Source organism: Cohnella nanjingensis, from assembly GCF_014212125.1.
Taxonomy (GTDB): Bacteria; Bacillota; Bacilli; order Paenibacillales; family Paenibacillaceae; genus Cohnella; species Cohnella nanjingensis.
In genome coordinates, this window is record NZ_JACJVP010000025.1 from 258934 (window position 1) to 265448 (window position 6515).

Annotated in this window: 8 protein-coding genes, 1 other RNA gene and 1 pseudogene; 1 reads left to right on the forward strand and 9 read right to left on the reverse strand. The window is 48.4% G+C overall.

The genetic code is table 11. From position 1 onward, the window contains the following. Window positions 1-71: 71 nt before the first annotated feature. The 5 genes from H7C19_RS16460 to H7C19_RS16480 form a co-directional block, all read right to left on the reverse strand. On the reverse strand, window positions 72-653 hold the full coding sequence (locus H7C19_RS16460) for a hypothetical protein (protein ID WP_185143738.1): 582 nt from the start codon (window positions 651-653) through the stop codon (window positions 72-74). Window positions 654-981: 328 nt separating this feature from the next. Then, window positions 982-1359, reverse strand: a complete 378-nt coding sequence (locus tag H7C19_RS16465) for a hypothetical protein (protein WP_185143739.1) — start codon at window positions 1357-1359, stop codon at window positions 982-984. 312 nt (window positions 1360-1671) lie between these two features. After that, window positions 1672-1971: a hypothetical protein gene (locus H7C19_RS16470; protein WP_185143740.1), complete on the reverse strand. Its 300-nt coding sequence runs from the start codon at window positions 1969-1971 to the stop codon at window positions 1672-1674. Between the two features lie 131 nt (window positions 1972-2102). Then, the gene (locus tag H7C19_RS16475; RefSeq protein ID WP_185143741.1) at window positions 2103-2357 is read right to left on the reverse strand and encodes a DUF7660 family protein; all 255 of its coding nucleotides are present in this window, start codon (window positions 2355-2357) and stop codon (window positions 2103-2105) included. 46 nt (window positions 2358-2403) lie between these two features. After that, entirely contained in the window at window positions 2404-2826 is a 423-nt protein-coding gene (locus tag H7C19_RS16480; protein WP_185143742.1) for a hypothetical protein, read from the reverse strand. Window positions 2827-2861: 35 nt separating this feature from the next. Here H7C19_RS16480 and H7C19_RS35875 point away from each other — a divergent pair. Beyond that, a pseudogene (locus H7C19_RS35875) lies at window positions 2862-2990 on the forward strand (IS256 family transposase); the annotation flags it as partial. Between the two features lie 789 nt (window positions 2991-3779). Here the strand turns inward: H7C19_RS35875 and ssrA are convergent. The 4 genes from ssrA to H7C19_RS16500 all read right to left on the reverse strand — a co-directional run. Next, window positions 3780-4141, reverse strand: a transfer-messenger RNA (tmRNA) gene (gene ssrA / locus H7C19_RS16485). 189 nt (window positions 4142-4330) lie between these two features. After that, complete coding sequence (gene smpB, locus H7C19_RS16490; RefSeq protein ID WP_185143743.1) at window positions 4331-4816, reverse strand: SsrA-binding protein SmpB; 486 nt, start codon at window positions 4814-4816, stop codon at window positions 4331-4333. A 298-nt stretch (window positions 4817-5114) separates the two neighbouring features. Next, entirely contained in the window at window positions 5115-6044 is a 930-nt protein-coding gene (gene pyrB, locus H7C19_RS16495; protein ID WP_185143744.1) for an aspartate carbamoyltransferase, read from the reverse strand. A 256-nt stretch (window positions 6045-6300) separates the two neighbouring features. Next, on the reverse strand, window positions 6301-6515 hold a 215-nt coding region (locus tag H7C19_RS16500), incomplete at its 5' end, for a hypothetical protein (protein WP_221469290.1).

Here is a 6515-nt window from a genome sequence, read left to right on the forward strand (position 1 = left end):
CCCGATTAGATGGGATATCGTTTCGTGCAGTTCTGTGAACTATCTTTTCCCGTTAGTTGAGGTGTACTGTTTCACAAAGTCCTTATTTTCCGTTCCATTGATTTAGAGTAACCGAAACATTCTCTAAATAATTTCCTGCCTATATATTGTTGAAATTTTTTGTGTTTATATCTGTAATATTCGTTCCAATAGCTAATCATTCTATTATAGCTTTTGCAAAACGACTCAACATTTTCAAGACAAAATTTCTTCATCCGTTTCGTATCCTGTCCTTTTAAAATTTCATAATTCATTTCTAATATTTCAACGACATATTCATCACATATTTTTACGATATACGGAATAGTCCAATCTTCATAATCCATCTGAAGCAAAGAATACATATGTTTTTGGCGAACAAACCCGTCACAACTTCTTGAATAAATGCAATGCAAAATCATTTTTTGTCGAGCACTTAAATTTTGTATAACTTCACTTGGAATATCAATGTAGTAGATACGATAAGGAAACCTAATCACGTTGTTATCTATAAAATATTGAATGATGTCCTGGGACTCACCAATGTTGATGTTATTAAAAGTATTATGAGGAATCAGTCCAATAACCTTATTCACATCATCACACAAAAAGTTTGGAAACCCATCTTGAAACATACATTCACATCCTTACTTCGCATAATTCTTAGTTCAACAACATTGCCATTTAGCGGAACAGACTCACGACAGCCTGTTACTAATAAACGTATTAAAATAACCACATAACTTCAAAGTCATGGTAGTTTATCATGTTGTACGGCAATATAGATCTAGTTGGGAGTGGACGGAAAGAGGCTTTTACTTTCAATGAATGTCTAGAGGGTTCGAATAAATAATCAGTTAATGATTTTCAATGTAACGTCCTTGATCACCTGGCAAGGTGCCGTAAATGAAGGGAGCTGCCGTTCAGCAACCCCCAAGCAGTTAAGTAACTGATTTAATAACCCTAAGTTAGTTCATCACCCATATATGTAGGCAAGTTCCATTCCCTACAGATTTCTTCATACGTGTTTGCGATGTTCACCAATTTGTCCCAGTACCTTTGTATTTCTGTAATAAGTAACGGTGGAGTCCATTGGAAATCAAATAGTTGTTCAGGAATCTCAATCAGTTTCCCAGATTCCAATGAAGAAATAATTATCTTAAATGCATTCTTGACCTTTTCCTCTAATTCATTAAGCTGTTCTCGAAAGATAGCTAGTATACCCCAAAGATTACCTGCACCCCATATATCATATCGTTTAATAATCGTAATAAAATGAAGCGTTTTATAAAGGTAATCTAGAATGTCGTTATATTCTTCAAGATCTCTTTCTCTATCCATAGCATTCTCAAAAAAATACTTCAGTTCATTTTGTTGATAGGTAAACTTATTGAAGGCTGAGTAAAACTTTATCCGTTTAGCAAAAAATCGAAACATATAATGACTTATGGGGTCTTGGGTAAGCTCATTCCGAACCGGTATATTTATAATTTTGGAGGGCTCGCAGAAAATGCCTCCTGTAATTTCAAGAGCGAAAGCCGTTCACCTATAAGAATAACGTTTTGCAGAATACTCAACCTCCATTATCAGTTATCCTGACAATAACTTCATCCTTATATTCGCACTAACTGCCTGTTAGCTGAACAACAACATCTAATACATTTTGTGGTCATGAGTCATTCTTTTTGTCTCGAACTCCTTTAGTGATTCAAAGAACTCACAACAAGGATATCCCTTAGCTTCAACCTTCATTTTCCACGTTAAATGAACAACCACGAAGTATGTCTTTTCCCCACCAGCGACTTGGAATAGAACATCGTCACAATCGAAACGTCGTGCGATTGCTGTTATTTCTTTGCCATATAAGGGATGGGACTCACTAACTTCACGAAGTAACTCCGTTTCAAATTGCTCACCCTGTTCAATTGACTCCCAAGGTTCAATCAATGTCACGACCATAACCCCATTTCATGGATGATGTTCAACTTATCTACCCGATAGCTTGAACAGTCTGCAGGACCAAGCCGACAGGCTGTATATTTGCGGATCGTTTCCCGGTAGTTGAACGAAATCCAAAGCATTATTTATTCGTAAATTTTAGCTGCATATAAGATATCAGCAATAACCTTCCACGTTGGTTGTTCTGGAATTGTCTGATTAGTGTTTGAATAGTAACTATCCATATCTTTTATCCAACCTTGCATTGCTTCAAGGTATCTATCTAAAGTTGGGTTCTCCCAATCTTCATTATTCGTAACTAAGTCCTTCCTAAGTGCAGTAAGAAACCGCAGCAAATCATCTTTTGACCTTATTTCATTTAACATCTCATGAAGATACATAATAAACCTCCCAGACAGGATTCGCCTTAACGCCGATGTCAAATATTCAAGCATTTCGATAAAGCATACAAGAATTATCAATTAAGGTGTACTGTCCTTCTGACAATTTTTCATTTAATGATTTATTTATTAAGATAGCCTGAAACTTATATAAGTTATCTTTGAAAGTAAGATTTACAAAGTTATATTTTTCATTTGGCCATACTTTATTAACATCAAACAAACCTTTCATATCTTCTTCAATTGCTAATCCACCCACGCTAAACTTTAACTCTCTATATAGTGAGATTAATAAACAGATAAACTCATCAAGTTCATCATCTCTTATTCCCGGCTGTTTCCACTCTGGAGCATCATCTATAGCTCCGAAAAAACACATTGAAAATGATAGTAACTCCGAGCTAATTTTCTCAACAAACAGTAAAGCTCTCCGTTTTCGGGTTGTGTGCACAGTTAAGTTGATTTCCATTCGATGGATCATCACACTTTGGGGATCATCCGCATCAAAAGGATTTTTACCTGCAAGCGCTCGACTACAACGAAAAATGGTGTGGTAGAGCGATTCGTGGCTTTGTTGATACCGATACGAGGGCTAAGTTTGAGAAGATGTACGCCGAACGATATGGAGGGTAGTACCAAAATCCCTCCAATAACATGACAATGGACTGTCAATCGTCCCGATGGAAAAACCTACTACACAAACTTCTTGACGCTACCCGCCCTAACTGCCCTTTTACTAATTAAGCCAAACTGTTACTGAAAATCCACCAACTAAGTATATTGTGTTCGTTTTTAGTAAGGTTGGTGGAGGCGAGGGGAGTATATGATTCACGATTGAACTTGCTAACGATGCCCACTCGACGATGCAGAGCGCAGCGGTTGAATCAGATGCCGTGCTCGTCCGCTTCGCTCCCTGCGCGCGGTCGAACCCCTGTCCTCCTTAACTGATTCATTATCTAATATGCTAACGATGACGATTCACAGATGACGAGCGCAGTGGTGGAATCAGATGCCGTACTCCTCCGCTGCGCTCCGTCCGTGCGGAACGGATACGGGGCAGCGCCACCCCTTGCTCCACGCAAAAAAGCCGACCTCATGCGGTCGGTTTTCATGTTGGTGGAGGCGAGGGAAGTATATGATTCTCGATTAAACTTGCTGACGAAGCCATTTCGACGAAGCAGAGCGTAGCGGTGGAATCAGATGCCGTGCTCGTCCGCTTTGCTCCCTGCGCGCGGTCGAACCCCAGTCCTCCTTAACTGATTCTTGATTGAACTTGCTTACGAAGCATACTCGACGATGCAGAGCCTAGTGGTGGAATCAGATGCCGTACTCCTCCGCTTTGCTCCGTCCGTGCGGAACGGATTCGGGGCAACGCCCCCTCGCCCACAAAAAAACACTGACCTCATGCGGTCAGTGTTTTTATGGTGGAGGCGAGGGGAGTCGAACCCCTGTCCGAAGATAACGGCACACAGGCTTCTACGGGTGTAGTCACGGATTTGATGTCACCCTAGCAGCGCTCCGTAACCAGCTCCGCTTCGGGTCAGCCTGATTGTCTTCTTCAGCTAGCCCCAGGCGGAGACTAGACAGCGTATCCCACTAAAGTTGAGCCCCTATCCCGCCACATGGGCGATGGAGAGTAGAAGCTTAGCATACAGTTTCTTAGGCTGCTGCTAAAGTTGTACGTTGGTTGCCATTTAATAGGCTTTAGCGTTGATGAAGCGGACGCGTCCCCACTACCCGCAACCCATGCTCGAACTATCCCCGTCGAATCCATAAACGCCCCCGAAAGTGGGAAGCCGGTACCGCGTCGCATCGTCCAAAACGGCGATCGGGTACGGATCCTAGGCACCGTCCGCGAAGACGGTGAGTTCGTGCATCGGTCGTGCTACATTAGTATACCATAAGCGTGCGACGATTACCGCTCTGCATTGCTGGGAAGCTTGGCGATCGCTGCCTACCGAGCCAATACCGGCTCAGCGGGAGATCTTCTGCTTCTCGCGCAGCGCCCGTTGGATGTCGCGTTGGGCATCTTTCTTGGCCGCGGATTCGCGCTTGTCGTAATTCTTTTTACCTTTGCCCAGCCCGATCAGACACTTGGCGAAGCCGTTGCGCGTGTACACCTTCAGCGGCACGATCGTGTAGCCCTCTTGCTTGGACAGGCCGAGCAGCTTCAGGATCTGCGACTTGTGCATGAGCAGCTTGCGCGCGCGCGTCGGGTCCGTCGGATTGTGGCGGTTGCCTTGCTCGAACGGACTGATGTGCATGTTGTGCAGGAAAAGCTCGCCGTTTCGGATCGTTGCGAACGCGTCGCCAAGATTGGCTCGTCCGCCCCGCAGCGACTTGATCTCCGTGCCCGTCAGTACCATTCCCGCTTCGAAGGTCTCTTCGATGAAGTAGTCGTGCGAGGCCTTCTTGTTCTGCGCTAGCGGTTTGTCGAATTGGTCCTTCTTCTTGGCCACCCTACTTCACCTCCAGATGTCCCATCGATAGTCAGACATTCATTATATCACGCGAGCCAAACCCTTCACAACTGAGCTTTCCTTCACGTTCAGCAAACAAGTTAGAGGAGCGCCGACCGCGTCGCAAGACCGCTCCTCCCGCCATCGGAACGGCGCAAGCGGGCGACGAATCATGGCCGTTCCGCTCCACCACGCTTGCACAAGAACAGCTGCTTCGGTATGCCTCTATTCGCCGTTCCACTCCGTCGCGCTTACGCAACCATACCCGCTCTCAATATGCCTCTATCCAGGCCTGTGCTTACTTGCCCCCGAGCGCCTTGTCGATGAGCGCCATCCGGATGTACAGACCGTTCTGCGCCTGGCGGAAATACGCGGCACGCGGGTCGCTGTCGACGGCTTCGGCGATCTCGCCGGCGCGCGGCAGCGGGTGCAGCACGATCGTGTTTTTGCGCATGCGGTCCATCAAATCGGTGTCGACGATGTACTGGCCGGCAGCCTTGTCGTACTCCTCCGGCGACGGGAAGCGTTCCTTCTGAATCCGCGTCTGGTACAATACGTCGATCGAGCCCGCCACGGCGTTCAGGTCCGTCGTTTCTTCGTAGCGGACGCCTTTCTCTTCCATATAGCGCTTGACGTTCGCCGGGATCCGCACGTTCTCCGGGGAGATGTAGTAGATCATGACGTCCTTGAAGTTCGCCAGCATATAGCTCAGCGAGTGCACCGTCCGTCCGTACGCGAGGTCGCCCACCATGGCGATCTTCAGCCCGTCGATGCGGCCGAATTCCTTCTGGATCGTATACGCGTCAAGCAGCGCTTGCGTCGGATGCTCGCCCGCTCCGTCGCCTGCGTTGATGACCGGCACGCCAGATACGGCCGCAGCGCGCTTGGCCGCGCCGATCTCGGTATGCCGCATGACGATGATGTCGCTGTACCCCGTGATGATGCGGATCGTGTCCTCGAGCGTCTCCCCCTTGATCGCCGAGGAGAATTGCGCCGCGTTCTCCGTCCCGATGACCGTGCCGCCGAGGCGCGAGATCGCCGATTCGAACGATAGCCGCGTCCGCGTACTGGCTTCGAAGAACAGCGTCGTCATGATCCGTCCCGCATGCCGCCGGTCCCCGCCCGCCTTCACGACTTCCTCCATCGCCTTGGAAGCCGCGAACAGCTCCTCCAGCTCCGCCCGCGAGAACTGCTTGGCCCCGAGCACGTGATACAATTGGTCTGCCATTCGTCCATTCCTCCCGTTAACGCGCCGAGCGCGTCCCATTCATACCATGTATTATCCTACCCGAATTCGGGGCGGGTTGTCTAATGGCATTTCGGCGAAATTCGGGCCAAACGGCGTCGACTTGGCACGTTAATCTTTAACGGGATTAACGCTGAGCCGGATCGTACGAGGCTGCGTCGCGAATCCCCCATCAAGCAGGCCGTACGACATGAGAAAGGGAGCCGCCGGCACAAGCCAGCTAGCTCCCTCGCACATGCTATTGCTGCTCCTTCGGAGCCTTCGGCTTGCGCCGGCGGCGCGGCTTGCTGCTGCCGCCCTCGACAGACGCCGAAGCGGCCGCGGTCTGCTCGTTGGCCACCGCTACGGCCCCCACCGGCGCCGCCGACTTCTTGCCGCCGGCCGCCGCACCCTTGCCGCCGCCCGGCTTGCTCGCCTTGGCGTTGCCGCCGGCAGCGGCGCTCGGCTTGCCTG